Origin of the sequence: Flavobacterium sp. CF108, assembly GCF_900129795.1 — a bacterium.
Taxonomy (GTDB): domain Bacteria; phylum Bacteroidota; class Bacteroidia; order Flavobacteriales; family Flavobacteriaceae; genus Flavobacterium.
Map to the genome: position 1 here is coordinate 88,335 of NZ_FQWW01000003.1, position 23,883 is coordinate 112,217.

Annotated in this window: 26 protein-coding genes; 19 read left to right on the forward strand and 7 right to left on the reverse strand. The window is 32.9% G+C overall.

Annotated features, from left to right (window positions below; all coding sequences use genetic code 11):
* Nucleotides 1-17 precede the first annotated feature (17 nt).
* Nucleotides 18-1,880 (reverse strand): ABC-F family ATP-binding cassette domain-containing protein, encoded by a 1,863-nt coding sequence (locus tag BUE10_RS09020; RefSeq protein ID WP_073484387.1) that lies wholly within the window; start codon nt 1,878-1,880, stop codon nt 18-20.
* Between the two features lie 492 nt (nt 1,881-2,372).
* Between BUE10_RS09020 and BUE10_RS09025 the strand changes: the two genes are divergently transcribed.
* The 3 genes from BUE10_RS09025 (at nt 2,373) to BUE10_RS09035 (ending at nt 5,529) form a co-directional block, all read left to right on the forward strand.
* Nucleotides 2,373-4,142, forward strand: a complete 1,770-nt coding sequence (locus BUE10_RS09025; RefSeq protein ID WP_073484390.1) for a phosphatidylinositol-specific phospholipase C — start codon at nt 2,373-2,375, stop codon at nt 4,140-4,142.
* Between the two features lie 249 nt (nt 4,143-4,391).
* Complete coding sequence (locus tag BUE10_RS09030) at nt 4,392-4,823, forward strand: DUF6326 family protein (protein ID WP_073484392.1); 432 nt, start codon at nt 4,392-4,394, stop codon at nt 4,821-4,823.
* Nucleotides 4,824-4,839: 16 nt separating this feature from the next.
* Nucleotides 4,840-5,529 (forward strand): DUF4386 domain-containing protein, encoded by a 690-nt coding sequence (locus BUE10_RS09035; protein ID WP_073484394.1) that lies wholly within the window; start codon nt 4,840-4,842, stop codon nt 5,527-5,529.
* Here BUE10_RS09035 and BUE10_RS09040 read toward each other — a convergent pair.
* Together BUE10_RS09040 and BUE10_RS09045 are read right to left on the reverse strand one after the other, a co-directional pair.
* Nucleotides 5,513-6,484, reverse strand: coding sequence for a hypothetical protein (locus BUE10_RS09040; RefSeq protein ID WP_073484396.1), 972 nt, complete (start codon nt 6,482-6,484; stop codon nt 5,513-5,515). The genes BUE10_RS09035 and BUE10_RS09040 overlap by 17 nt on opposite strands.
* 25 nt (nt 6,485-6,509) lie before the next feature.
* The gene (locus BUE10_RS09045) at nt 6,510-7,247 is read right to left on the reverse strand and encodes a tyrosine-protein phosphatase (RefSeq protein ID WP_073484399.1); all 738 of its coding nucleotides are present in this window, start codon (nt 7,245-7,247) and stop codon (nt 6,510-6,512) included.
* A gap of 128 nt (nt 7,248-7,375) precedes the next feature.
* Here BUE10_RS09045 and BUE10_RS09050 point away from each other — a divergent pair, with 128 nt between their 5' ends.
* Nucleotides 7,376-8,563 carry a DUF5009 domain-containing protein gene (locus BUE10_RS09050; protein ID WP_073484401.1) on the forward strand — a complete coding sequence of 396 codons (1,188 nt, stop codon included), beginning with the start codon at nt 7,376-7,378 and terminating at the stop codon, nt 8,561-8,563.
* A gap of 221 nt (nt 8,564-8,784) precedes the next feature.
* Here BUE10_RS09050 and BUE10_RS09055 read toward each other — a convergent pair whose 3' ends face one another.
* On the reverse strand, nt 8,785-9,324 hold the full coding sequence (locus BUE10_RS09055) for a hypothetical protein (RefSeq protein ID WP_073485238.1): 540 nt from the start codon (nt 9,322-9,324) through the stop codon (nt 8,785-8,787).
* A 163-nt stretch (nt 9,325-9,487) separates the two neighbouring features.
* On the opposite strand from BUE10_RS09055, the gene BUE10_RS09060 reads away from it, so the two are divergent.
* The 12 genes from BUE10_RS09060 (at nt 9,488) to BUE10_RS09120 (ending at nt 19,541) form a co-directional block, all read left to right on the forward strand.
* A complete protein-coding gene (locus BUE10_RS09060) occupies nt 9,488-10,669 on the forward strand; it encodes a BamA/TamA family outer membrane protein (protein WP_234984727.1) in 1,182 nt (393 codons plus the stop codon).
* A gap of 30 nt (nt 10,670-10,699) precedes the next feature.
* On the forward strand, nt 10,700-11,863 hold the full coding sequence (locus BUE10_RS09065; RefSeq protein WP_073484403.1) for a glycosyltransferase family 2 protein: 1,164 nt from the start codon (nt 10,700-10,702) through the stop codon (nt 11,861-11,863).
* A gap of 83 nt (nt 11,864-11,946) precedes the next feature.
* Nucleotides 11,947-13,305, forward strand: a complete 1,359-nt coding sequence (locus BUE10_RS09070) for a dihydrolipoamide acetyltransferase family protein (protein ID WP_073484405.1) — start codon at nt 11,947-11,949, stop codon at nt 13,303-13,305.
* A 206-nt stretch (nt 13,306-13,511) separates the two neighbouring features.
* Nucleotides 13,512-14,282 carry a 3'-5' exonuclease gene (locus BUE10_RS09075; RefSeq protein ID WP_053473803.1) on the forward strand — a complete coding sequence of 257 codons (771 nt, stop codon included), beginning with the start codon at nt 13,512-13,514 and terminating at the stop codon, nt 14,280-14,282.
* Between the two features lie 89 nt (nt 14,283-14,371).
* Complete coding sequence (locus BUE10_RS09080) at nt 14,372-14,983, forward strand: fumarylacetoacetate hydrolase family protein (protein WP_073484407.1); 612 nt, start codon at nt 14,372-14,374, stop codon at nt 14,981-14,983.
* Nucleotides 14,983-15,327, forward strand: a complete 345-nt coding sequence (locus tag BUE10_RS09085; protein WP_053473805.1) for an Hpt domain-containing protein — start codon at nt 14,983-14,985, stop codon at nt 15,325-15,327. Before BUE10_RS09080 ends, BUE10_RS09085 begins: the two co-directional genes overlap by 1 nt.
* A 197-nt stretch (nt 15,328-15,524) precedes the next feature.
* Nucleotides 15,525-16,778: a CinA family nicotinamide mononucleotide deamidase-related protein gene (locus tag BUE10_RS09090; protein ID WP_073484408.1), complete on the forward strand. Its 1,254-nt coding sequence runs from the start codon at nt 15,525-15,527 to the stop codon at nt 16,776-16,778.
* A 71-nt stretch (nt 16,779-16,849) separates the two neighbouring features.
* Nucleotides 16,850-17,086: a 50S ribosomal protein L28 gene (gene rpmB / locus BUE10_RS09095; protein ID WP_008468080.1), complete on the forward strand. Its 237-nt coding sequence runs from the start codon at nt 16,850-16,852 to the stop codon at nt 17,084-17,086.
* A 27-nt stretch (nt 17,087-17,113) separates the two neighbouring features.
* Nucleotides 17,114-17,296, forward strand: a complete 183-nt coding sequence (rpmG, locus tag BUE10_RS09100) for a 50S ribosomal protein L33 (protein WP_008253902.1) — start codon at nt 17,114-17,116, stop codon at nt 17,294-17,296.
* A 74-nt stretch (nt 17,297-17,370) separates the two neighbouring features.
* Nucleotides 17,371-17,523, forward strand: a complete 153-nt coding sequence (locus BUE10_RS09105) for a DUF4295 domain-containing protein (RefSeq protein WP_007805819.1) — start codon at nt 17,371-17,373, stop codon at nt 17,521-17,523.
* Between the two features lie 263 nt (nt 17,524-17,786).
* Nucleotides 17,787-18,740, forward strand: coding sequence for a signal recognition particle-docking protein FtsY (ftsY, locus tag BUE10_RS09110; protein ID WP_073484409.1), 954 nt, complete (start codon nt 17,787-17,789; stop codon nt 18,738-18,740).
* A gap of 207 nt (nt 18,741-18,947) precedes the next feature.
* Nucleotides 18,948-19,541, forward strand: coding sequence for a Zn-dependent protease (locus BUE10_RS09120; RefSeq protein ID WP_073484411.1), 594 nt, complete (start codon nt 18,948-18,950; stop codon nt 19,539-19,541).
* A 16-nt stretch (nt 19,542-19,557) separates the two neighbouring features.
* Here BUE10_RS09120 and BUE10_RS09125 read toward each other — a convergent pair whose 3' ends face one another.
* Both BUE10_RS09125 and BUE10_RS09130 read right to left on the reverse strand, forming a co-directional pair.
* A complete protein-coding gene (locus tag BUE10_RS09125) occupies nt 19,558-20,628 on the reverse strand; it encodes a serine hydrolase domain-containing protein (protein ID WP_073484412.1) in 1,071 nt (356 codons plus the stop codon).
* A 94-nt stretch (nt 20,629-20,722) separates the two neighbouring features.
* Nucleotides 20,723-21,241, reverse strand: a complete 519-nt coding sequence (locus BUE10_RS09130) for a putative periplasmic lipoprotein (protein ID WP_073484413.1) — start codon at nt 21,239-21,241, stop codon at nt 20,723-20,725.
* A 379-nt stretch (nt 21,242-21,620) separates the two neighbouring features.
* Here BUE10_RS09130 and BUE10_RS09135 point away from each other — a divergent pair, with 379 nt between their 5' ends.
* The 3 genes from BUE10_RS09135 to BUE10_RS09145 all read left to right on the forward strand — a co-directional run bounded on the left by BUE10_RS09135 (nt 21,621) and on the right by BUE10_RS09145 (nt 23,193).
* Nucleotides 21,621-22,061: a hypothetical protein gene (locus BUE10_RS09135; protein WP_073484415.1), complete on the forward strand. Its 441-nt coding sequence runs from the start codon at nt 21,621-21,623 to the stop codon at nt 22,059-22,061.
* Nucleotides 22,042-22,338: a DciA family protein gene (locus BUE10_RS09140; protein WP_056201824.1), complete on the forward strand. Its 297-nt coding sequence runs from the start codon at nt 22,042-22,044 to the stop codon at nt 22,336-22,338. Before BUE10_RS09135 ends, BUE10_RS09140 begins: the two co-directional genes overlap by 20 nt.
* Before the next feature lie 138 nt (nt 22,339-22,476).
* Nucleotides 22,477-23,193 carry a hypothetical protein gene (locus BUE10_RS09145; RefSeq protein WP_073484417.1) on the forward strand — a complete coding sequence of 239 codons (717 nt, stop codon included), beginning with the start codon at nt 22,477-22,479 and terminating at the stop codon, nt 23,191-23,193.
* Between the two features lie 100 nt (nt 23,194-23,293).
* Here BUE10_RS09145 and BUE10_RS09150 read toward each other — a convergent pair whose 3' ends face one another.
* Entirely contained in the window at nt 23,294-23,713 is a 420-nt protein-coding gene (locus BUE10_RS09150) for a nucleoside-diphosphate kinase (protein WP_073484419.1), read from the reverse strand.
* Nucleotides 23,714-23,883 lie beyond the last annotated feature (170 nt).

Consider the following 23,883-nt stretch of genomic DNA (forward strand, 5'->3'; position numbering starts at 1 on the left):
ATCTCTGTGTAATAAACTTATCCTTCGATTTTAGCAGAAAGTTCAAACCAGCGTTCTTCTTTCGCTTCGATTTTATTAATTATATTTTGAAGCTCATTTGCTTTTTTCTCGATATCCGCATCGGCAACTTTTCCGTCAGCGAATAATTGCTCGATTTTAGTTTTTTCGATTTCTAAATCTTTGATTTCTCTTTCGATTTTTTGATATTCTTTTTGCTCGTTAAAGCTCAAATTTCCGGTTGGATTATTTTGCTTCCAGTCTTTCTTTTCGGCCTTGTTTTCTTCTTTTTGAGCTACGTCGGCACTGTCTTCATAAGCACGGAAATCAGAATAGTTTCCAGGGAAATTTTCGATTTCGCCTTGTCCTCTAAAAACAAATAAATGATCAACAATTTTATCCATGAAGTAACGGTCGTGCGAAACAACCAATAAACATCCCGGATAATCTAAAAGAAAACTTTCCAAAACGTTTAACGTTACAATATCCAAATCGTTTGTTGGCTCATCGAGAATCAAAAAGTTCGGATTCTGAATTAAAACCGTACATAAATATAGACGTTTTAATTCTCCTCCGCTTAATTTTTCAACATAATCGTATTGTTTTTTAGCATCAAAAAGAAAACGCTCTAACAATTGCGAAGCCGAAATAATTTTCCCTTTTGCAAGCGGAATATATTCTCCGTATTCCTTAATAATATCAATAACACGCTGACCCGGTTTTGGGTTAATTCCAGATTGCGTGTAATAACCAATTTTAATAGTATCTCCTTTTACAACTCGACCGCTGTCTGGCGGTATTGTTCCTGTAAGAAGATTTAAAAAAGTAGATTTTCCAGTTCCGTTTTTACCAATAATTCCAATTCTTTCGCCACGCTGAAAATCAAAACTAAAATGATCCAGAATTACTTTTTCCTTGAATTTTTTAGAAAGTTTATGAAGCTCAATAATTTTGCTTCCCATTCTTTCCATATTAATTTCAAGCTCCACTTTATTTTCTTTACGTCGGCTTTGAGCTTTTTCTTTAATTACATAAAAGTCATCCTGACGCGATTTAGATTTGGTTGTTCTCGCTTTTGGCTGGCGGCGCATCCATTCTAATTCTTTAACAAATAAGTTTTTAGCTTTGTCAATACTCGAATTTTCAGAAGTAATTCTTTCTTCTTTTTTCTCTAAATAATAAGAGTAATTTCCTTTGTATTGGTATAATTTTCCGTTGTCTAATTCGATGATTTCGTTGCAGACACGCTCTAAAAAGAAACGGTCGTGCGTTACCATAAACAATGTAATATTTTCTTTAGCAAAATAACTTTCAAGCCATTCGATCATTTCAAGATCTAAATGGTTGGTTGGCTCATCCAGAATCAATAAATCAGGGCGATTGATTAATATGATAGCCAATGAAAGACGCTTTTTTTGTCCTCCCGAAAGATTTTTTACTTTTAGTTTAAAATCTTCCAGTTTTAATTTAAATAAAATTTGCTTGTACTGCGTTTCAAAATCCCACGCATTATGCTGATCCATTCCGTCAAAAGCTTTTTGATACGCTTCTTCGTCATTTGGATTTTCAAGTGCTTTCTCGTAAGCCTCGATTATTTTAAGCGTTTCGTTATCAGATGCAAAAATGCTTTCTTCAATCGTAAGTTCATCCTGTAGATTATTGTCTTGCGAAAGAAACGCCATTCTAATTCCTTTTCTCAAAACAACTTGTCCCGTATCCGGTTCGTCTAAGCCATTAATAATGCTCATAATGGTGGTTTTACCAGAACCATTTTTAGCAATAAAAGCGATTTTTTGGTCTTTGTTGATTCCAAATGAAATGTTGTCAAAAAGGACTCTTTCGCCAAATGACTTCGATATATTTTCTACAGATAGGTAATTCATTGTAATTTATTGCCTAACAAGGCTTTTTATGTTTTTAAAATCAAAGAGGTCTCTAATTAGGTCTCTAATTTTAAATAGGAGTTTAATTACGAGAGTGCAAAGATACTCCTTTGAATGGAACAAAAAAAGATAGATAGACTATCTAATATTAAAACTCATGTTAGGTTGATTTAGGCTTCTGTATTTAGGTTAATACATCACTATGATTTTAGGCTGAGAAACAGTAGCAGCCATTTTGATTTTGAAACAAATTTTTCATTACAGACAAACTATTATGCTTGAATTTGTTAGTGGAAATTCTAAACTGCTTGGTTGAAGTGTCACTTGGTACTGGATATCCAGTATAGCTTTACATATTGATATTGAATATATAATGGTTTGATAATCTAGTACTTCGGTTGTTTTAAAAAATAATAATCAGGTACTTATACGGGATTTTATTGGTAGTTTTTTTCTTATTTTTATCAGTATATCATAACTTTAATTAATTGTATGAAAAACCAGTCTTACGAACCAACATACGGCTTCTTTTCACAATGGATGAAATACATTGACGGCCGTAAAAAAATATTCGAGCTCACTATTCCCGGAACTCATGACAGCGGTACTTATCCTGCATCTGACATAAATTATCTGGCAAAATGCCAAACAATGGATTTGCCTACACAGTTAAATTCTGGTATCAGGTTTTTGGATATTAGGCTCAAGCGGGGCATACAAGCAAATACGGACCATGTTTTATGGGTGTACCACGGTTTTGCCGATATGGATATTAGTTTTAGCGGAAGAGTTTTGGGAGATTGTCAAGCATTTCTGACAGCCAATAAAACCGAAACAATTATCATGTCTGTAAGGAATGAGAACGATCCTAGTGATGAAGAGCAGAAGGAAAAATTTTATGAGGATTTTGTGTTGTCCATCAATGAACATCCAGCAGCGCTGTTTTATACTGGTACCAAGATTCCACGGCTGGATGCTGTACGGGGCAAAATTGTCCTCTTGAGAAGATTCGGGCTTGGAAAACAAAATCAGATAGGTATTGATCTTTATGATAACTGGCCTCCTGATACACAGAAAGAGTTCAATAATTACGGCACTCCTTTTTACGTTCAGGATGCATTTAAAAATTGGGGCTGTTCTGAGGAGCGACAACCAAAAAATAAATTTATTAACTGGATATTACCCACGTTGAAATTGGCAGCGGGAGAGCAATATAAAGAAAGTTTATTTATCAATTTTACCAGTGGTACGGGGAATATTTTCGCACAAGGTGTCTTTCCTAAAGCACTTTCCAATGGTTATATAGATTGGGTATACTTTGAAGGGATCAATAAGATGCTTTTGAACCATATTAAAAATGAGCAAAATAATCGTTATGGCATAATACCGATGGATTTTCCGGAATTTCCCAATGACACAGATGTAATTAAAAAGTTGGTAACACTAAATACCTTTATGCCATGTTATCGACCAGATCTCAACGGAAACAAATTTACCAACAAATTTACCGGTATGGTATATCTGGTATTAGATGGCATACTTCGCTATATTCCAAACCCTACTGTCGCAATAAGGCTTTTTGGGGAGCAATGGGGTGATGGAGTACGGAATGAATTGGATTTGGTAACAATTACGACAGGATCTTCCTTACCTTTAGATACACGTATTGTCCGTTTCGGGGAAATGCCTGAGCTTTATCTCTGTTTTACAGAACTGAATGCGACACGGTCTATCATAAGACCTATACTTAACGCCACTATAATAAAAGCGTACAGCTTTTATGGTAGTGTCCTTACATTGCCAGCAAATAGCGAACATAATTACGACAGGCATGCACCGTTACAATCTCCAGATGCAATTCTAAAACGCCCGGACCTGAACGGAAAACGTATACATGATGCAAATACCGGAATGGTGTATCTTATAATTGATGGGGTATTACGCTACATTCCTAATCCTGAAACTGCAAATTCTATCTTCGGTTCAAATTGGGGTGTTGATGGGGACATCTTTCCAAATGTTATAGAAAAATCTACACCATTGCCCCAAGATGCACGAATTATCAAGTTTAGGAGCGGACCAAAACTTTATCTGTCTTTCAAGGAACCTGGTGAATCAAAAACAACCATTCGACATATACCAAATATGAGGGTTTTAGGTGAATATGGTTTGCATGGTAAAATTCACACCAGCGATCGTGAAATTAATGAGTTTTCGGAGAAACTGCCACTACCGCCTGCTTCAAGCCTTGACCCGCAGTAAAAGATGTTATAGGTCTAATATTAACTCGTTGGGTGTAATTCATTTATATATTAAACAAAATTTTTATGAACTACACCCAGCAAGTTAATTTATAAAACTGGAGTAGAAAAAATAGTCAAAATGATACTTGTCGTCCGGACACTATCTTTTACGTTGAACTTTTAGAATTTATATCTTTTTCTAAAGTTGAAAAATCATGTAACATTTTAGAACTATCTCCGACATATTTGAAAATTTAATTCCTTAAATATGAGTGAGAAAGAAATAAACACTGGTAGTTTTGAAGATTTTAAAATAAACACAAAAATCAAACTTGCAGCATTGTGGACTTCCGTAATGTTTTGTTATATATATGGAGATTATTTCTCGCTCTATGTTCCAAAAAAAGTCGAAGATTTTATAAGCGGAGACACATTGCTGGATTCTCCTGTCAAATTATTTCTCGCGACACTTTTAATGACAATTCCGGCATTAATGATTTTTGTATCGGTAGTTTTAAAACCAAAAATAAACCGCTTGCTTAATCTCATTTTCGGAATTATTTATACTGCCATAATGCTGTTAATAGCATTTACTACAACTGGAGCTTGGTGGAGTTTTTACATTTTTCTGGCAATAATAGAAAGTATCCTTACATCAATCATATTTTGGACTGCACTTAAATGGCCAAAACAAGTTTAAATTTAAAGATAAAAGCATGAATCAAGAATCAAAACTATCGTTTAGAAATACAGGAAGAATTTCAGGTTTATTATATTTAGTAGTTGTAATAACCGGGATTTTTAGTTTAGGATACGTTCCTTCAAAATTAATTGTCTGGAACGATGCTGCTGCAACTTTTACCAATATTGTTAATTCTGAATTTCTTTTTAGACTTGGTATTGTAAGCGGATTAATCTGTTACACCTTCTTTTTGTTTCTGCCTTTGGTTTTGTACAAATTATTGCAGCCAGTTCATAAAACGTTTGCAATATATATGGTTGTTTTGGCTATTGTAAGCGTGCCGATTTCTTTTATAAACATGCAGAATAAATTTGCAGTTCTCTCTATAATTAATTCGGGCGGGCAAGAAAAAGATCTGGTAATGTTTTATCTGAATCAATATGATTACGGAAATTTAATCGTTCAGGTATTTTGGGGACTTTGGCTGTTTCCGTTGGGATATTTAATTTTTAAATCAGGAATAATTCCCAAGTTTTTCGGAATATTATTAATGCTTGGCTGCGTGAGTTATTTAATAAATTTCTTCGGAAATGCATTGTTTTCGAATTATTCTGAACTTGGAATATCATCATACGTAAGACTTCCGGCAAGTCTTGGTGAAATCGGAACGTGTTTGTGGCTCTTAATAATGGGAGCGAAAAATAGCGTTATTTCTGCCGATTAACATATTGATTTAAAAGGGAGCTCAAATCTAAATAATGAATTTGCTGTGGAACATTTAAAATAGGTTTTCGAACCAAAGATTCATTGGTAATAAAATAATGAAGACCATCTTTTGTCGCAATTCCTTCTATTTGATGGAATGGAAGTTTGAGATCAATTTTTCGTTTATTTCCCGATAAAAAATCATGGTTTTTAAAATCGTATAAAAGATAAAGAAATGTTTTTCCCGTTTTAGAATAACCGCAAAGAGCTACGATTTTCTTTTCTTCAAAATAAGTTGCACCCGTAACTAAACCTTTAGTGTCCAGCGTATTTTTAAATTGTGCGATATGATTTCCGGGTTGATTGGGTAAAACATAAATACTAGTTTTAGACGATTTCCATTGTTTGGAAAACAAATAAATACTGTCTTTAGAAACTAGAAAAGCTTCACAGTCAAAATCGGTCGAATTTGGTTTTTGTGCCGAGAAATCAGTTTGGTCAGTATATTGAAATGAAATTTTTTCGATAATGGGATTTCCTTCTAAAAATGATTTTTTTTCAATTTTCAGGATATTTAAATCCGTTCTGTTTCCGTTATAATTATTCCCAAAATCTCCAATATATAAATACGAACTATCTTGCGAAATCTCTTCCCAGTCATGATTTATAACCTGATCCAGAATGATTTTCTTTTTGATTTTCCCTAAAGAATCTAATCCGTAAATCGTTTTATCGTGATCATCATTATGAGTCCACAATAAATCATCAAAAGCAATTAAACCCGAAGTTTCTTTAATCGAGTCGCTAAGTTTAATTGAATATTCAGGTTTTAGTTTTAAATTTTCATAAAAACAGCTTCCGTCGTTTTGTAATGCATTTGGATTGTAATTTTTTGAAAGCACATCTGTACAGCCTGAAGTTTGGGCTTTAACTGAAAAAACAGATAGAATAAAAAACAGTAGAATCCTTAGCATTTTTTATGCTTTAAATTTGGAAAAATTAGAATCTAAAAAACTGATTATTGGCAATAACTTCTTTTAAGTTTACAACTGAATCTATTTTGATTTTTTGATGTAAAGATTCGATATGATTACTGTGATGCACATCGGTTCCCGAAAAATTATACATTCCTTTCTTTAATAAAAGCGCAGCAGTTTTTGTGATTTCGCTGCCATAATAACCCATAACAGCCAATAAATTAAGCTGAAATAAACATCCTGCTTTCTTTAGTTTTTCATACTCCTCAAAGTTATTATGAAAATATAAATATCGTTCCGGATGTGCCAAAACCGGAATATATCCTGCAAGCTGTATCTCAAAAATAATTTTGTATAAGTTTAAAGGCGCACTTAAATACGATATTTCAACTAATACATAATTGTCCTTTAAGGTTAAAAGCTTTTCTGTTTTTACATGATTTTCAAACCAGTCATCCATAAAATACTCTGATGCGGCTTTAAACGGAAGGTTGAGGTTTTCTTCTTTTAATAAAATCTCAGTTTCTTTTTGTTTGTCTAAAATACCCTGTTCAGAATTATCCCAGACAAAATGATTAATATGCGGCGTAGTAACAAATTGAGAAATTCCCAATTCCTCAAACGCCTTTACGAGTTTTATTGTTTTTTTGATTGATGATGCGCCATCATCAATTCCCGGAAGCAAATGTGAGTGAATATCGACATAATCGCCCGCCAGAAGGTCTTTTAAAAAAGGTTTTGATTTAAAGAATGATAGCATAAGTGCAAAAGTAAAGAATTGATATTGTTTTTATTTCTGCTTTAAAGAAATATTGCAAAAGAAAATTTATGTAACAATGTAACTGACATTTTAGAATTATATTATATTTGATAAAAAAGTAATATTTTATGAAAATTAAAGAGAATTTATATAATCAAAGGATTATTTCGATTGACGCTTTGCGCGGAATTACCATTTTTGTAATGATATTTGTAAATGAACTAGCAAGTGTCAAAAATGTACCACAGTGGATGAAACACATGCCCGCAGATGCCGATGCAATGACCTTTGTCGATTTAGTTTTCCCTGCTTTTTTATTTATAGTTGGAATGTCAGTTCCGTTTGCCTTTAATGCCAGATTGATAAAAGGCGACAGCCCAAAAGTAATCTGGACACATACTTTAAAACGTGCTGTAGCCTTAATAATAATCGGTATTTATATGGTCAACGCCGAATATGGTTATGATGCTTCAAAAATGATAATCATGCCGGCTTTTTGGGGACTTTTAGCTTATGCAATGCCAATTCCTATTTGGAATAAATACCCAAAAGATTTTTCAGTTTGGTTAAAATACTTACTGCAATACGGCGGCATACTGGTTTTAATCACACTTTATTTTTTATACATTCAGGAAGAAACCGGAAAAATAGGAATCACGCCAAAATGGTGGGGAATTTTGGGTTTAATTGGCTGGGCTTATCTTATTTCTGTAATTTATTATTGGCTGGTTTCAGGCAGATTATGGGCGATGATTGCTTTTCTTGTAGTTTGTGTTGCCGCAAATTCGGCTAATTTGACAAAAGGTTTAGTCATGCCGGAATGGCTGCATTTTATTGCCGGACATTTAACACATGTAACTTTAGTAACGGCCGGAATAATAATTTCACTGTTATTTTTTGACAAGAAAATCGAAAATAAAATCAATTGGCCCGTAATAGGATTTATTGTGTTGTTTTTCGCCGTTGGCTTTTTTCTTCGTCCACATTACGGAATCTCAAAAATACAAGGAACGCCTTCATGGACATTAATTTCTGCCGGAATTTGCACCGTTTTATTTTACTTTTTGTATTGGTTAATGGAAATTAAAAAACAAACCAAATGGAGTAATTTTTTTATGCCTGCAGCAGCAAATCCGTTATTGATTTATATTCTCCCGGGCATTATTTACTATTTTAATCTCGCTTTTAAAATCTCTATTATCCCAGAATATTTCAAAGAAGGAGTTCCGGGAATTATCTGGGCGCTGGTTTTTTCAACAATAATGTTATTCGTAATGAAAATCTTCAACAGGTTTAAGATTCAGCTTCACTTATAGTTTTATTAAAATCGATTTTTGTAACGCAAAGAGCGCAAAGGATTTTCGCAAAGTTCACAAAGTTTTTTTCTAAGTGAGTTTTTCAAACTGCAAAGTTCTCAAAGCTTTGTATTGACAAAGCTTTGAGAACTTCAGCTAATTTTTTAGCTACAACTTAAAAATCTTAGCGAACTTTGCGAAAATCCTTTGCGCTCTTTGCGTTAAAAAAAAACACCCTCATTTCAATTTAAAATAACAGATTTTATCTCTAAAGTCGCTCCAGAAACCGGATTATAATTCACAAAATTGAATTTACACAGATTGTGAATATCTAAACTCTTTCCATTTGGATTGCCGTCTTGTTTGAAATCCGTCCATGGAATTTTAATGGTTGTGAACTTTTTTGCAGAAGCAGGTAAATCTACTCTCGGATGCGAGCCGCCGTGTACACATCCCGTTCCTTCTGCATTTCCTTCACGTGCCTGCAATTTTACAAGATGCGATGATTTATACGTAATACTTAGATATTTTGAGCTTTCAGACAAATTTGTTGGTTTGTCATCGTTTGAATCAGATTCTGTAAGCATCACATTCAGCTCAATTTCTCCAACAGGATTATCTTTTGCTGTAACTTTAATTATCCCTTTTTCTCTTCGGATTTTATTAATTGTTTCCTGATTTTCTTTGGCAGGACCAGCAATAAACCAAGTTGAGGTCTTTACTAAATCTGTATTGGAGTTCGAAACTTCTTCCGCGGAAGCGGAACTTAAAATTGCAAACACAAAAAAAAAGAGAACCAAGTAAAACAACTGCTTTGATTTTCATTGAAAAAGAGATTTTGATTTACTTCAAAAATAGAATTTTCTTTTTATTTATTTTGAAAGAAGCGTATATTCTGAATAAAATTTTAAATTTGTAAGAAGTTGTATCTGAAAAACTTACGTTATGAAAAATGCAAAACTTCTATTAGGTTTCTTTTTCTTTTTTCAAATGCATTTCAGCTATTGCCAAAACGATTCCATTTCACATAATAATAAAGATATTCTGGATGTTTTGTACAAGCTTTTTAATAAAAACGATTCGTTACGAAAAAATCAGGATAAAAAAATAGCTTTTTCTTTACTTCCCGTTCCAATCGATGCTAATAAAAATGCCGGTTTAGTAGTTTCTTTTTTAACCACTTTTTATCTCGGCGACAGCAACACGACCAAAATGTCTCAGGTTTCGTTTTCACCTTATTTTAGTTTCACTAAACAATATGTTTTTCCCATTCAAACCTATATTTATACGAAGGATAATTACTGGAATTTTATAGGTGATTATCGGTATATGATTTATCCGCAGGATACGTATGGTCTGGGCGGACATAATACAGATAAAAAAATGTCAACTCTGGATTATCAGCAATGGCGCTTTTACCAATTTGCAACCCGAAAAATAATTGGGAATTATCGACTTGGGCTTGGTTTATTGTTTGACAATTATCAAAATATTTCTGAAGAATCGTATATCGATGAAGAAACCGATTATTCTAAATATATGAACGGAGATTTTTCTAACGAAAGTTCCTTCGGAATTGCTATTCAGGGACTTTACGATTCTCGCGAAAACAACGTAAATCCCGAACAAGGTTTATATGTCGAAGCAGATTACCGAATTAATACAAGCGGAGTGGAAGGAAAAAAATGGAATTCGATTTATTTTGATGCCCGCAAATACCATTCTTTTCATAAATACAAACATCGGGTTTTGGCTTACAGAGCTTTTTATTGGTCAACCTTTGGCGGAAAACCACATTATTTAGATCTGCCAAGTATTGGCTGGGATCGCGACGGAAGAACCGGACGCGGCTTTACCCGAAACAGATTTCGCAGCAATGCGCTGATTTATTTTGAAACAGAATACCGAACTGATATTTCTAAAAACGGTTTTTGGGGCGCTGTATTTTTTACCAATGTTTCCTCTGTTTCAAAGTTAGATACGTATCAGTTTAAAAAATGGAATCCTGCCATTGGAACCGGATTACGTATTAAATGGAACAAGAAAAACAACAGTAATTTAGTCCTTGATTACGGAATTAGTAAAAACGACTGGTCATTGCGATTAGGTTTGGCCGAAAATTTCTAACTTTCCCCAAAATCAATTACAAAAATTTCAATGCAATTATCGGTTATCATTCTTAATTATAATGTGCGTTACTTTCTGGAACAATGTGTTTTAAGTGTTCAGGAAGCAATTGCTAATCTTGATGCCGAAATTATTGTTATCGATAATAATTCATCAGATGACAGCTGTTTGATGATGAAAACCCAATTTCCGAAAGTAAAATTGATCCAAAACCAGGAAAATTTTGGTTTCCCAAAAGGAAATAATATTGGAGTTGAACAAGCCAGCGGAAAATACATCTGCATTTTAAATCCCGACACCGTTGTTGCCGAAGATACTTTTACTGAAATTTTGGCTTTTGCCGAAGAAAAACAAGATTTAGGAATTATTGGATGTAAATTAATTGACGGAACAGGAAATTTTCTGCCCGAAAGTAAACGCGGCATTCCATCGCCTTGGATTGCTTTTACCAAAATCTTTGGTTTGTATAAAGTATTTCCAAAATGGAATCTTTTTAATCAATATTATGCACAGCATTTAAATGAAAACCAAACCGGAAAAGTTGAGATTCTCGTTGGCGCCTTTATGTTTTTAGAAAAAGATTTGTACCAAAAACTAAATGGTTTTGATGAAAACTGCTTTATGTACGCAGATGATATTGATTTGTCTTACAGGGCACTTCTACTAAAAAAATCTAATTATTATTTTCACGAAACAACCGTTTTACATTATAAAGGAGAAAGTACCGTTAAAAACGAATTGTATATGAAACGTTTTCAGGATGCAATGAATTTTTTCTACCAAAAGCATTTTAAAAAATCATGGTTTTTTAGCTTTTTCATTCAAGTTGGAACCTGGTTTTTTTCATTTATAAAAATGTTTCAGGGAAAGAGTAAAATAAAACCATTGCCGGAAAGTTATATTTTATACTCTGAAAATGAGAATTTGTCTGAAAAGTTGGCTTCGATTTTAGAAAATAAAGTTAGTTTTTTAGATTTCAAAAAAGAAAAAATGGTAAATTCGTCGCTGATTTTAAAGGGAAAAAAGGCAGAGATCATTTTGGATAATCACTATGTTTCATTCAAAAAATGTATCAATATCATAGAAACTCTTAAAGATAAGAACATTACTTTTAAGATTTTCCCCAAAAATACCAATTATATTATTGGAAGTAATTCGAGAAATGACAGAGGGCAAATCAAAAAAATTCGGTAAAAATTATATTAAGTGTAATTTATATTTAAATTTTTCAGTAATTTCGCAATCAGAAAATCAAAATCACCCTTTAGAATAATAATATGGCAAGATTTGAATTAAAGCTTCCTAAAATGGGAGAAAGCGTCGCTGAAGCAACCATTACTAACTGGTTGAAAGAAGTGGGAGACAAAATTGAAGCTGATGAAGCTGTACTGGAAATTGCAACTGATAAAGTTGACAGCGAAGTGCCAAGTGAAGTATCTGGAATTTTAGTTGAACAATTATTTGGCAAAGATGATTTAGTTCAGGTAGGGCAGACTATTGCAATTATCGAAACTGAAGGTGGTGATGTGCCCGCTGCAACTTCAGTTGTTGAAGCTGCTGCTCCTGCAGAAGCTGTAGAAATCGAAAAAACAATTGAAGCAGTAAAAGAAGAAGTTGCTGCTCCTCAGGATTTTTCAGGATCAGAAAAATTCCTTTCTCCTTTAGTAAAAAATATTGCAAAAGAAGAAGGTGTTTCTCTTACTGAATTAGATAATATTCAAGGTTCAGGAAAAGACGGCCGAGTAACAAAAGATGATATCTTAAAATATATAGAAGACCGCAAAGCAGGAATTGTTCAAACTCCAAAAGTAGTTGAACAAGCGCCAAAAGCAGTGGTTGAAACTCCAAAAGCAGCTGTTGAAACTGCGAAAGCACCAGAACCAGTAGTTCAAAAAAGCCAGCAGGCAGTTCCGGTTTCTGTAAATGGCGGTGATGAAATCATCGAAATGGACAGAATGCGTAAACTGATTTCAGGTTATATGGTGGCTTCTGTACAAACTTCGGCTCATGTACAATCGTTTATTGAAGTTGATGTAACGAACATTGTAAAATGGAGAGATAAGGTTAAAACGGCTTTTGAAAAGAGAGAAGGCGAGAAGCTGACTTTTACACCAATTATGATGGAAGCGGTTGCAAAAGCTTTAAAAGATTTCCCTGGAATGAATATTTCTGTTGATGGCGAGTATATCATCAAAAAGAAAAATATTAATTTAGGAATGGCTGCTGCGTTACCAAACGGAAACTTAATTGTTCCTGTAATTAAAAATGCAGATCAGTTAAACCTTGTTGGAATGGCAAAAGCGGTTAACGATTTAGGAAACCGTGCAAAAGCCGGAAAACTAAAACCAGACGATACACAAGGAGGAACTTATACAGTTACAAATGTTGGTACTTTTGGAAGTGTTTTCGGAACGCCAATTATCAATCAGCCGCAAGTAGGGATTTTAGCTCTTGGAGCAATTCGTAAAGTTCCTGCGGTTATTGAAACTCCAGAAGGAGATTTTATCGGAATCCGCCAAAAAATGTTCTTATCACACTCTTACGATCACAGAGTTGTAGATGGTGCATTAGGAGGAAGTTTTGTAAAAAGAGTAGCAGAATATTTAGAAGCTTTTGATATAGACAGAGATTTCTAATCGATTTATAAATAAAATTTGATACCCGAAAAATTTAAAAATTTTTCGGGTTTTTTCGTTTATAAGAAAAACTAAAAATGGACTTGTTAAGGTTTAATTTTAAACGTAAAATCAACAAAAAAAGCCAATTTTAGTCAAAAAAATAGAAATTTGGGCGGGAACTTTGGCTTTAAAAATTTACATTTGTAATCTTATAAAAATTAAAAATGGAATTAAAACTTAACAAACCAATCTGCTTTTTTGATCTTGAAACAACTGGAATTGACATCGGTAAAGATCGAATAGTAGAAATTTCGATATTTAAAGTTTTTCCAAACGGAAATAAAGAAAGTAAAACCTGGCTGGTTAATCCAACAATTCCAATTCCTCCACAAACTACAGCCGTTCACGGAATTACTGATGAAAAAGTAGCAAACGAACCTACTTTTGCAGAATTGGCACCGCTGGTTCATAATATGATAAAAGACAGCGATTTGGGAGGTTTTAATTCAGATCGTTTTGATATTCCGCTATTAGCAGAAGAATTACTTCGCGCCGGAGTTGATTTTGATATGAAAAATAAAGTTTCTGTAGATGTTCAGACTATTTTTCATAAAATGGAAGAACGTACTTTAAGTGCTGCTTTGAAGTTTTATTGCGGAAAAAGTCTTGAAAATGCGCATTCGGCAGAAGCAGACACAATGGCAACTTACGAGATTTTGAAAGCGCAGTTAGATCGTTATCCTGAACTGGAAAATGATATGAAATCATTATCTGAATTTACAACTCGTAAAAAAATAGCCGATTTTGCCGGAATGATTGCTTTTGATAAAGACGATGAAGAAATTTTTACTTTCGGAAAACATAAAGGTGCAAAAGTTTTAAAAGTACTGGAAACAGAACCAGGCTATTTTAGCTGGATTCAAAATGCCGATTTTCCTTTGTACACCAAAAAAGTTTTGACAGGAATTAAATTGAGAAAATTAAATACAAAATAAAGTATTCAGTGTTCAGTTTTTAGTGTTCAGTTTTTTTGAGTGCTAAGTTTTCCTGAACACTAAAAACTGAAAACTGAACACTTAAAAGAATGAAGATCATTTGTATCGGTAGAAATTATACCAATCATATTGAAGAATTAAAAAACGAGCGTCCGGATGAGCCTGTGGTTTTTATGAAACCGGATTCGGCGGTTTTGTTGAAGCAGCATCCGTTTGTAATTCCGGAATTTTCTCAGGAAGTTCATCACGAATTAGAAATAATTGTGAAAATTAATAAGGTTGGAAAATATATTGAGCCTAAGTTTGCACATAAATATTATGACGAAATAAGTGTAGGTATTGATTTTACTGCCAGAGATTTACAAGATAAATTAAAAGCAAAAGGGCTGCCTTGGGAAAAAGCAAAAGCATTTGACGGTTCAGCTGTAATTGGAGATTTTTTACCAAAAAGTGATTTTGTTTCGCTAGAAAATCTTACGTTTGAGCTCAAAAATAATTCTGAAACAGTTCAAAAAGGAAATACAAGTTTTATGCTTTGGAAAATTGATGAATTGGTTTCTTATGTTTCTCAGTTTTTTACCTTAAAAATTGGAGATATTATTTTTACAGGAACACCTGCAGGTGTTGCACCAGTTAAACCAAATGATGTTTTGGAAGGCTTTTTAGAAGATAAAAAATTATTCAGAATACAAGTAAAATAATGGCTTTAAAGTATAATCTTTCGAAAGTGTATGCGCTTTCAGACAATGACCCCGAATTTGTAAACGAAATTCTAAAATTATTTGTTACAGAAGTTCCTGAGGATTTGAAACAAATCAAAGAAGGAATCAAGAAAAAGGATCATAAATACGCTTATTCGTATGCGCATAAAATTAAACCTACATTAGACTTAATGGGGTTAAATGTTGCATTTGAAGAAATCCTGCAAGTCGAAGCGTGGACAAAAGCAGAAGGAAAGAAAAAAGATATTATCGAGACTTTTAAAAGTATAAAAGTGCAGGTAAAAGACGCGATTAAAGAAATCAAAAAAGATTTTGACGTCTAAAATTCCCATAATTCCGCTTTTTTAAACTGAAAAGCGGAATCATTTTTCTTTATTTTATTTTAATCCATTTTTTAGGGTTTTAACTTCTTAATTAAAATTTAAAAGAAATTGTCTTTTAAATTTTTCTGCCTCAAATCATTTCCACAACCCTACTTCATAAATAAACTTATATCTTTATAAGTAAAACTTTTAATAATATGAAAGCAACAATAGTTACCATTGGAGATGAGATTTTAATTGGTCAAATTGTAGATACAAATTCAAATTTTATAGCCAAAGAACTGGATCGAATAGGTGTCGAAACTTATGAAATGATTTCAATAAGTGATGACAAACAGCATATTTTGAATACTTTTGCACTGCTGCAAAACAAAGTTGATATTGTAATTATTACCGGAGGTTTAGGGCCGACAAAAGATGATATCACAAAAAAAACTTTCTGTGATTATTTTGACGATCAATTGGTTGTAAATCCCGAAGTTCTGGCTCATGTAACGGAACTTATTGAAGGTTTTTATAAAAGACCCATTTCACAGTTAAATAAAGATCAGGCTCTTGTTCCTTCAAAATGTACCGTTCTTCATAATAAAATGGGAACTGCACCGGGAATGTGGATGAAAAAGGAAAATACTGTGTTTGTTTCGCTTCCGGGAGTTCCGTACGAAATGAAATATCTGGTAGAAAATGAGATAATCCCAAAAATTGTAAAAGAATATAAACGTCCTTATATTATTCATAAAACCATTTTAACATACGGTCAGGGCGAAAGTTTAGTCGCAGAACGTATCGAAAACTGGGAGAATAATCTGCCTGAATTTATCAAATTAGCATATCTGCCAAATCCGGGACGAGTTCGTCTGCGTATGACTGCCCGCGGAGCAGATAAAGAAGAGTTAGAAAAAGCAATTGAAGAAAATGTTCAGTCACTAGATGCTATAATTCATGATATTATAGTGGGTTATGAAGAAAATGAAACGATTGAAACCGTAGTTGGAAAACTGCTGGCTAAAAATAATAAAACGATTTCTACAGCAGAAAGCTGCACTGGTGGAAAAATTGCTTCGCTTTTGTCATCTGTGCAAGGAGCATCAAGATATTTTAAAGGAAGTGTGGTTTCCTATGCAACAGAAGCAAAGGTCAATGTTTTGGGTGTTTCGCAAGACTTAATAGATCAATTTTCGGTAGTAAGTGCTGAGGTTGCAGCAGCTATGGCTTTGAATGTGAAAGATATACTCAAAACCGACTATGCAATCGCGACAACCGGGAACGCTGGTCCGTTAAAAGGAGACTCAAATGCTGAAATTGGCGCTGTTTTTATCGCTTTGGCTACACCGGAGGGAGTAATCACAGAAGAATTTAACTTTGGCCAACCACGTGAAAAAGTGATAGATAGAGCAACTATTAAGAGTTTAGAAATATTACAAAAAGAAATTTTAAAAATTGTGCAATAATTTTTTGCTACAATGGTTTATTTTTCTTTTCTTTGCACCCTGATTTTGAATAACGATAAAAGATAAGTATAATGTCAAGAGTTTGTGACCTTACAGGTAAAAGAGCGATGGTAGGAAATAACGTTTCTCACGCTATGAACAAAACTAAGAGAAAGTTTTCTGTAAACTTAGTTAAAAAGCGTTTTTATCTTCCAGAAGAAGATAGATGGATTACTCTTAGAGTAGCAGCATCTACGATAAAAACAATTAATAAAAATGGAATCACTGCTGTTTTGAAAAAAGCACAGTCAGAAGGATTTATCAAATAATCTTTTCCTAAATAAATATATAGCAAGATGGCAAAGAAAGGTAATAGAATCCAAGTAATTTTAGAATGTACTGAGCACAAGACTTCTGGTGTTCCAGGGACTTCTAGATATATTACAACTAAGAACAAAAAAAATACTCCAGACAGATTAGAGATTAAGAAATTTAATCCAATCTTAAAAAGAGTAACTGTTCACAAAGAAATTAAGTAATAATTAGAGATTTTTGTAAATCTCAATGGTTTGGCCATTAGAGTTTTATAAAAGCTTCAAATAACATTTGAATCATGGCAAAGAAAACCGTAGCATCGTTACAAACATCTTCTAAGAGATTATCAAAAGCCATCAAAATGGTAAAATCTCCTAAAACTGGTGCATATACATTCGTAGAATCTATTATGGCTCCTGAAGAAGTTGATACTTTCTTGAAAAAGAAATAATTACAATTACAATATATAGAAAAGCTACTTTCATTCGGAAGTAGCTTTTTTATTTTTTATATTTGTTTAAAATTTTATAGAAACCAATCAATTTGTGTTTTTTTAAACATTTGTTTCCGCCAGACTCTTTATCTTTACTTGTTTAAAGAAAACATAAAAGGATAGATGAAGTTGGGGTTAAATTAAAACAAAAGGCGTTCTATAAAACATTAAGATTGTTTCAAAACTCTTAGAAACAATCTAAAACTAACAATAAATTAAAAATGAGTTTTTTTAAAAAATTATTCTCTACCGAAAAAAAAGAGACTTTAGATAAAGGTCTTGAAAAAACAAAAACTACTTTTTTCTCTAAGTTAAGCAAAGCTGTTGCAGGAAAATCTAAAGTCGATGATGATGTTTTAGATAATCTTGAAGAAGTTTTGGTAGGTTCAGATGTTGGTGTAAATACAACATTGAAAATCATCGAAAGAATCGAAAAACGCGTATCTGAAGATAAATATTTAGGAACAGAAGAATTAAATCAAATTCTTCGTGATGAAATTGGCGGATTATTATCTGAAACCAATACAGGCGAAGCAACCGAATTTGATATTCCAAAAGATAAAAAACCTTACGTTTTAATGGTTGTTGGAGTAAACGGTGTTGGAAAAACTACAACAATTGGTAAACTGGCTTATCAGTTTAAAAAAGCCGGTTACAAAGTGGTTTTAGGTGCTGCCGATACTTTTCGTGCTGCAGCTATCGATCAGTTACAAGTTTGGGCAGATCGTGTAGGCGTTCCAATCGTAAAACAAAATATGGGAAGCGACCCGGCTTCTGTGGCTTTTGATACTTTACAGTCTGCTGTAGCTCAAAACGCCGATATTGTTATTATTGATACTGCCGGACGTTTACATAATAAAATCAATTTGATGAATGAATTGACAAAAGTGAAGCGTGTAATGCAAAAAGTGGTTGCAGATGCACCTCACGATGTTCTTTTGGTTTTAGACGGTTCAACAGGTCAAAATGCTTTTGAACAAGCTAAACAATTTACTGCTGCAACAGAAGTAACTTCATTAGCAGTAACAAAATTAGACGGAACAGCAAAAGGCGGTGTTGTAATAGGTATTTCAGATCAGTTTCAAATTCCGGTAAAATATATTGGTGTTGGCGAAGGAATTGAAGATTTACAAGTCTTTAATAAATATGAATTCGTTGATAGTTTCTTTAAATAATTTATAATGAGTTTTTCTTCTTTTAAAAATATATCGGCTGTTGTTTTTTATTTTGCAAGCGTTATATGTTTTGTTTTAGCAAATGTTTTGAGAGATAATAGTCTTTCTTTTTACTACGTTTTATTAGTTCTGGGGATAGGTTTCTTTTTTATGGGAGTTCTTAAAAGGTTGAGAACTAAGCAATAATTTATTGACACATTTTTGATTATGAAATACTGCTTTTTTGTTTTTCTTTTTATTGTGCTTTCTTGTACAAACGGAAAAAATGAAAATAGTAACAATCAAAAAGTAATTGTTATTCAGCCTTTAGGCAGTTTTAAAACTGAACAGGCTAAAAAGGTTTTTAAAGAAATTAAAGCTATAAATCCAAAAGTAGTTTTAAGATCAAATATTTCATTTCCTGAAAATTCCTATTATAAACCAAGAAATAGATACCGCGCTGATAGTATTATTAAAAGTCTTAAGGATAATATTGGTAAAGATTCTGTAATAGTTGGGTTATCAAATTCGGATATAAGTACTACTAAAAACGGAATTAAAGACTGGGGTGTAATGGGATTAGGTTATAGACCCGGAAAAGCCTGCGTAGTCTCAGATTTTAGATTGTCTGTCAAAAATAAAAATCAACAGTTTTATAAACTAGTTTTACATGAATTAGGTCATACAGCGGGTTTACCGCATTGTGCAATAAAAACGTGTTTTATGCGCGATGCTAAAGGAGGAAACCCACTGGATGAAGAAAAAGATTTTTGCAATGATTGTAAAAGCTTTTTAAAATCTAAAGGCTGGCAATTGATTTAAACTTTGTGCAGTCCTTTTATTGATACAAAGCACTAATTTTTTCCCACAAAACTTTATCGAAATCAGATAAGGCCGGATTTTCATTATCTGCTGCATCTCCCATTCTGATAACTACCATGTTTTTACTTGGTACTACATATATTTTTTGATCATTTTTTCCTAAAGCCATAAACATATCGCTTGGTCCGGTTGGAATTACGCTTCCTTGAAAAGTAAGTTGTGATTGTGGTAAATGATAGGAGCTTTTACCATTTAACCACCATAAATAACCGTACCCTAAATTGATGTTTTGTGAAGTTGTTGTAGCTTCATTGAAGTAGGTTTCATTTAAAATAATATTATTTTCCCATTTCCCTTTATTCAACATTAATAGCCCGAAGCGTGCCATGCTTCGTGAATTACTTGCATAAACGCTGTTTACATCAATTTTTAACCAAGTACCATTCATTCCGATTTTATCTCTTAATTTGGCGTTGAAATAATTTTCCCAAGTCTGTCCGCTTGCACTTGCAACGACATCTTGTAGTTTTACATAAACATTGTGATAAGCCCATCTTGTTCCTGCATCGGCTTTGTAAATTAGATCTGCAGGATCTACATCATCGGTTGAATCATCAAGACCGGATGTCATAGTTAGTAAATGCTTGCAGGTAATTTTGTTTTCTTGTGCTAATGTTTCGCTTGTCCAGCCAGTACCGATGTATTGAGAAACTTTATTGTTGATGTTTAGTAAGTTCTCTTGTTGTGCAATTCCGGTAACGGTTGAAGTTAATGTTTTTCCGGCGCTCGCCCAATACCAATTTGTTGAAGCATTATGTCCGTTGAAGTAGTTTTCTAAAACGATTCGGCCATTTACTAAAATGATAAACGATTTAGAATGTTTTAGCTCTAAGTAATCCAGAAGCGGCTGTACGGCATTTTGGTTCCACTTTAAATCGGCGATGGATTTTGTTTCCCAGGTTGTTCCGGTTAATGGAGGGAAATACATGTTTTCTGATGGAGTAGGAACCGGATCTGGTTCTGCTGAATCTTTACTGCAGCCTATCAATAATAAGGCAGTCAGGATTGTACAAAGAGTTTTGGTCATGGTTTTTTGTTTTTGGTTTGGGGTTTGACCAAAAATATGTAAAATAGTTTAATGAGTGGGAAAACTTATTTTACATATTTAACCATGAAGTGTTTTATTTAAGTTCCCACTTTGTGCCATTTGTAAATACTACATAATATGCTCTAACTTTTATAATACGGTTTGCATCTGTAGAAAAATCTTCCCATGTTTTTGAGCTTGTTTCGCCTGTTTTTAATAAATAAGCTATTTCACCAGTAGATCTTCCTTTTCCATAGAAATATCTCCCGTTTGCAGGCTCGTCAAATGAATTTTCGCAATACCATTCCAGCTTAATTGCCTGAATATCCTTTTTACTTGAATTTTTAAAGACGATTTTAATATCCTTATGATCGGAGTATTGCGCTCTTGATAGATTAGAAGCTACAATTGTGACTGGTGAATTTTTTGAATTTTTGTTTTGTAAAAAATCATCTTTTATGGAGGGTGTACTATTTTCTTTCTCTTCAGGTTGATGATGATTATTTATTTGGACATATACAGGTTTAGTGTGTGCAATGCTTTTTGGTTTTGTTTTACTACATCCAAAAATTAAGAGCAGAGTGCTTAATGTTATTATGAAATATTTTTTCATTCTATTTTTAATAAAAGGATTTATGAATAAAATTTTATTTGAAATTGTCTTCTTTAGAGGAAAATGTAACTGAAATAATTTTGCTGCAAAAGTCTGATAGATTTGCCTGAAAATCTGCCATAATATGACATAAGATTGTTAAAATAGGCTTTTTTGTAGCCTGTAAATATTTAGGAAATAAAGTCTTAGAAAAAAGAGATAATTATTGATTAAAGTATTTCTTTTGAAATTTATAAAGTTACCTTTGTAATTCACTAAATTTTCTTTTGAAAACGGGAGTCCTAGCCCTGATGGGAGCGGCATCCTTTTATGGTGGGGTTCACCATAAAAGATATAGCAGACAGCAGGAAACAGCTCCTTATTAATATTATATTTTACTATGAAAAATGCTTTTATGATTTTGGTTTTGTCGCTTTTGTTTGTGAGCTGTAAAGAGGAAATAAAACCGACAGATATTGAAAAACTAAATGGTTACTGGGAAATTGAAAAAGTGGTTTTTGATAAAGGGGAGGAAAAGGCTTATGGCATGAATGAAAACTTTGATTTTTTTAAAATTAAAGGCACAAAAGGAACTCGAACTAAAGTAATGGCTCAGCTTGACGGAACTTTTTTGACTACTGATACTTTTGAAAATGTTTCGGTAAGATTTACTGATAAAGGAACTTTTCTGGATTATAATACGGATTATGCTAAATGGACTGAGGAATTAATCTCGATTTCGGATGAAGAGTTTGTAGTAAAAAATGATCAGAACAAAGAATATTATTATAAAAAAACGGGACCAATAAATATTTTAAACGATGGCAAAAAGACTAAATAACCAAAGTACGATTGGGGCTGTTTTACAACAAATTATTCAGGTTAATAAATTACAGCCTGGAATGGATCAGATTGATGTAAAAGAAGCTTGGACGCAATTAATGGGGAATGGTGTAAAAACGTATACTAAGAATGTTGTTTTGAAAGGAAGCACGCTGTATGTTGAACTTGGATCGGCTGTTTTAAGAGAGGAATTAAGTCATGGAAAGTCTAAAATTGTTAAAATGATTAATGAAGAACTTGGTCGTGAAGTGGTAAAAGATGTGGTTTTGCGCTGATCAAATTGTGATTTGAAACTTAAAAATAAATTTTACACTTCCATTATGGAAGTGTTTTTTTTATGATATATTTGAGCATTAAGCATTTTTTTTATAAATGCCTGATTAATAATAAACAAATAAAAACAAAACCAAAACATGAAAAAAGTATTACTTATTTTAACTGTATTATTTGCCTTAACTAGTTATTCACAAAAGAAAAAAGTTGCTGTTGTTTCGTTTTATACGGATAAAACAATTGATCTTTCGGAGTTGGGTTTAAATGGACTGGCTGCGATAGCTGATTTAGGAAACAACCCAAATTTTAATCTTTCTCCAATTTTAGAAAAATATCACAACGCATTTTTTAATGATTATTCTAAAAAATTTCCGTTTGATTTACTTCCTGAAACTGAAGTAACTCAAAAACCGGAATACATTGCTTTTACTCCTAAATTTGCAAGAGAAGGCGGAGAAAGTGGTACTATTATTAACTATCCTGGATATAAATATATTTATGAAGGAATGAATGGTTCTGCAAATGAAGTAGCATCTGCTCAAATGTTTAAAGAAGCAGCTGATGGTGTTTTATTTACAGAAATTCATTTTGCTGTAGTAAAAGGATTCGCTGTTGGCGGAACTGGAACAATAAAAATGAAAGCTTATGCCAGAATCGCTTTATACGATAAAACAGGAAAAAAAGTATTTGCTTTTTCTGAAGGAGCAAACTCTAAGAAAACTGGAACAATCGTAGGTGGAGTTCCTGTTTTAAGTCTTGATAAAGTATTACCTATGTGTGAAAGTGCATTAGAAGAGCTTTTGAAAGATCTTGATGAAAAATTGGAGAAAATTGTTAAAAAGTCAGACAAGCTTTAATCGACATTTGTATTTAAACAAAAAAATCCATTTCAATTGAAATGGATTTTTTTTATTTACAAAGTTCAGTAATCTAAAATCTGAATTCTAAAATCATAAATTAAAACTGCTCTCTACCAGCAAAGTGAAATGCACCCTCGATTGCAGCGTTTTCGTCGCTGTCAGATCCGTGAACTGCATTTTCTCCAATAGAAGCTGCGTATGCTTTACGAATAGTTCCTTCAGCAGCTTCAGCTGGATTTGTAGCTCCAATTAAAGTTCTGAAATCTTCTACTGCGTTATCTTTTTCTAAAATTGCAGCAACAATTGGTCCACGTGACATGAATTCAACTAATTCTCCGTAGAAAGGTCTTGCAGCGTGAACAGCATAAAATGCTTGAGCATCTGCTACAGTTAATTGAGTTAATTTTAATGAAACGATTTTGAAACCACCATTAGTGATCATTGCTAAGATATTCCCGATGTGTCCGTTTGCAACAGCATCTGGTTTAATCATTGTAAAAGTTCTATTTGTTGCCATTTTATATTTTATTAAATTTTGTGCAAAAGTAGACTTTTTTTATGAATTGATTTTAATAAATTCATAATTAAAACAAGGTAGAATGATGTTTTAACCAAGAAAAGCTTTTTTCTAAACCATATAAGTTATAGTAGAGATGCACTGCAGTGCATCAACACAAAGTAGGATTA

Coding starts and splice junctions, on each gene's coding strand:
- BUE10_RS09140 (WP_056201824.1), top strand. CDS start 22,042: ATGGCAAAAAGACTAAATAACCAAAGTACGATTGGGGCTGTTTTACAA.
- BUE10_RS09090 (WP_073484408.1), top strand. CDS start 15,525: ATGAAAGCAACAATAGTTACCATTGGAGATGAGATTTTAATTGGTCAA.
- BUE10_RS09130 (WP_073484413.1), bottom strand. CDS start 21,241: ATGAAAAAATATTTCATAATAACATTAAGCACTCTGCTCTTAATTTTT.
- BUE10_RS09060 (WP_234984727.1), top strand. CDS start 9,488: ATGAAAAATGCAAAACTTCTATTAGGTTTCTTTTTCTTTTTTCAAATG.
- BUE10_RS09080 (WP_073484407.1), top strand. CDS start 14,372: ATGAAGATCATTTGTATCGGTAGAAATTATACCAATCATATTGAAGAA.
- BUE10_RS09150 (WP_073484419.1), bottom strand. CDS start 23,713: ATGGCAACAAATAGAACTTTTACAATGATTAAACCAGATGCTGTTGCA.
- ftsY (WP_073484409.1), top strand. CDS start 17,787: ATGAGTTTTTTTAAAAAATTATTCTCTACCGAAAAAAAAGAGACTTTA.
- BUE10_RS09120 (WP_073484411.1), top strand. CDS start 18,948: ATGAAATACTGCTTTTTTGTTTTTCTTTTTATTGTGCTTTCTTGTACA.
- BUE10_RS09105 (WP_007805819.1), top strand. CDS start 17,371: ATGGCAAAGAAAACCGTAGCATCGTTACAAACATCTTCTAAGAGATTA.
- BUE10_RS09125 (WP_073484412.1), bottom strand. CDS start 20,628: ATGACCAAAACTCTTTGTACAATCCTGACTGCCTTATTATTGATAGGC.
- BUE10_RS09085 (WP_053473805.1), top strand. CDS start 14,983: ATGGCTTTAAAGTATAATCTTTCGAAAGTGTATGCGCTTTCAGACAAT.
- rpmB (WP_008468080.1), top strand. CDS start 16,850: ATGTCAAGAGTTTGTGACCTTACAGGTAAAAGAGCGATGGTAGGAAAT.
- BUE10_RS09135 (WP_073484415.1), top strand. CDS start 21,621: ATGAAAAATGCTTTTATGATTTTGGTTTTGTCGCTTTTGTTTGTGAGC.
- BUE10_RS09045 (WP_073484399.1), bottom strand. CDS start 7,247: ATGCTATCATTCTTTAAATCAAAACCTTTTTTAAAAGACCTTCTGGCG.
- BUE10_RS09030 (WP_073484392.1), top strand. CDS start 4,392: ATGAGTGAGAAAGAAATAAACACTGGTAGTTTTGAAGATTTTAAAATA.
- BUE10_RS09065 (WP_073484403.1), top strand. CDS start 10,700: ATGCAATTATCGGTTATCATTCTTAATTATAATGTGCGTTACTTTCTG.
- BUE10_RS09035 (WP_073484394.1), top strand. CDS start 4,840: ATGAATCAAGAATCAAAACTATCGTTTAGAAATACAGGAAGAATTTCA.
- BUE10_RS09145 (WP_073484417.1), top strand. CDS start 22,477: ATGAAAAAAGTATTACTTATTTTAACTGTATTATTTGCCTTAACTAGT.
- BUE10_RS09020 (WP_073484387.1), bottom strand. CDS start 1,880: ATGAATTACCTATCTGTAGAAAATATATCGAAGTCATTTGGCGAAAGA.
- rpmG (WP_008253902.1), top strand. CDS start 17,114: ATGGCAAAGAAAGGTAATAGAATCCAAGTAATTTTAGAATGTACTGAG.
- BUE10_RS09025 (WP_073484390.1), top strand. CDS start 2,373: ATGAAAAACCAGTCTTACGAACCAACATACGGCTTCTTTTCACAATGG.
- BUE10_RS09070 (WP_073484405.1), top strand. CDS start 11,947: ATGGCAAGATTTGAATTAAAGCTTCCTAAAATGGGAGAAAGCGTCGCT.
- BUE10_RS09075 (WP_053473803.1), top strand. CDS start 13,512: ATGGAATTAAAACTTAACAAACCAATCTGCTTTTTTGATCTTGAAACA.
- BUE10_RS09050 (WP_073484401.1), top strand. CDS start 7,376: ATGAAAATTAAAGAGAATTTATATAATCAAAGGATTATTTCGATTGAC.
- BUE10_RS09040 (WP_073484396.1), bottom strand. CDS start 6,484: ATGCTAAGGATTCTACTGTTTTTTATTCTATCTGTTTTTTCAGTTAAA.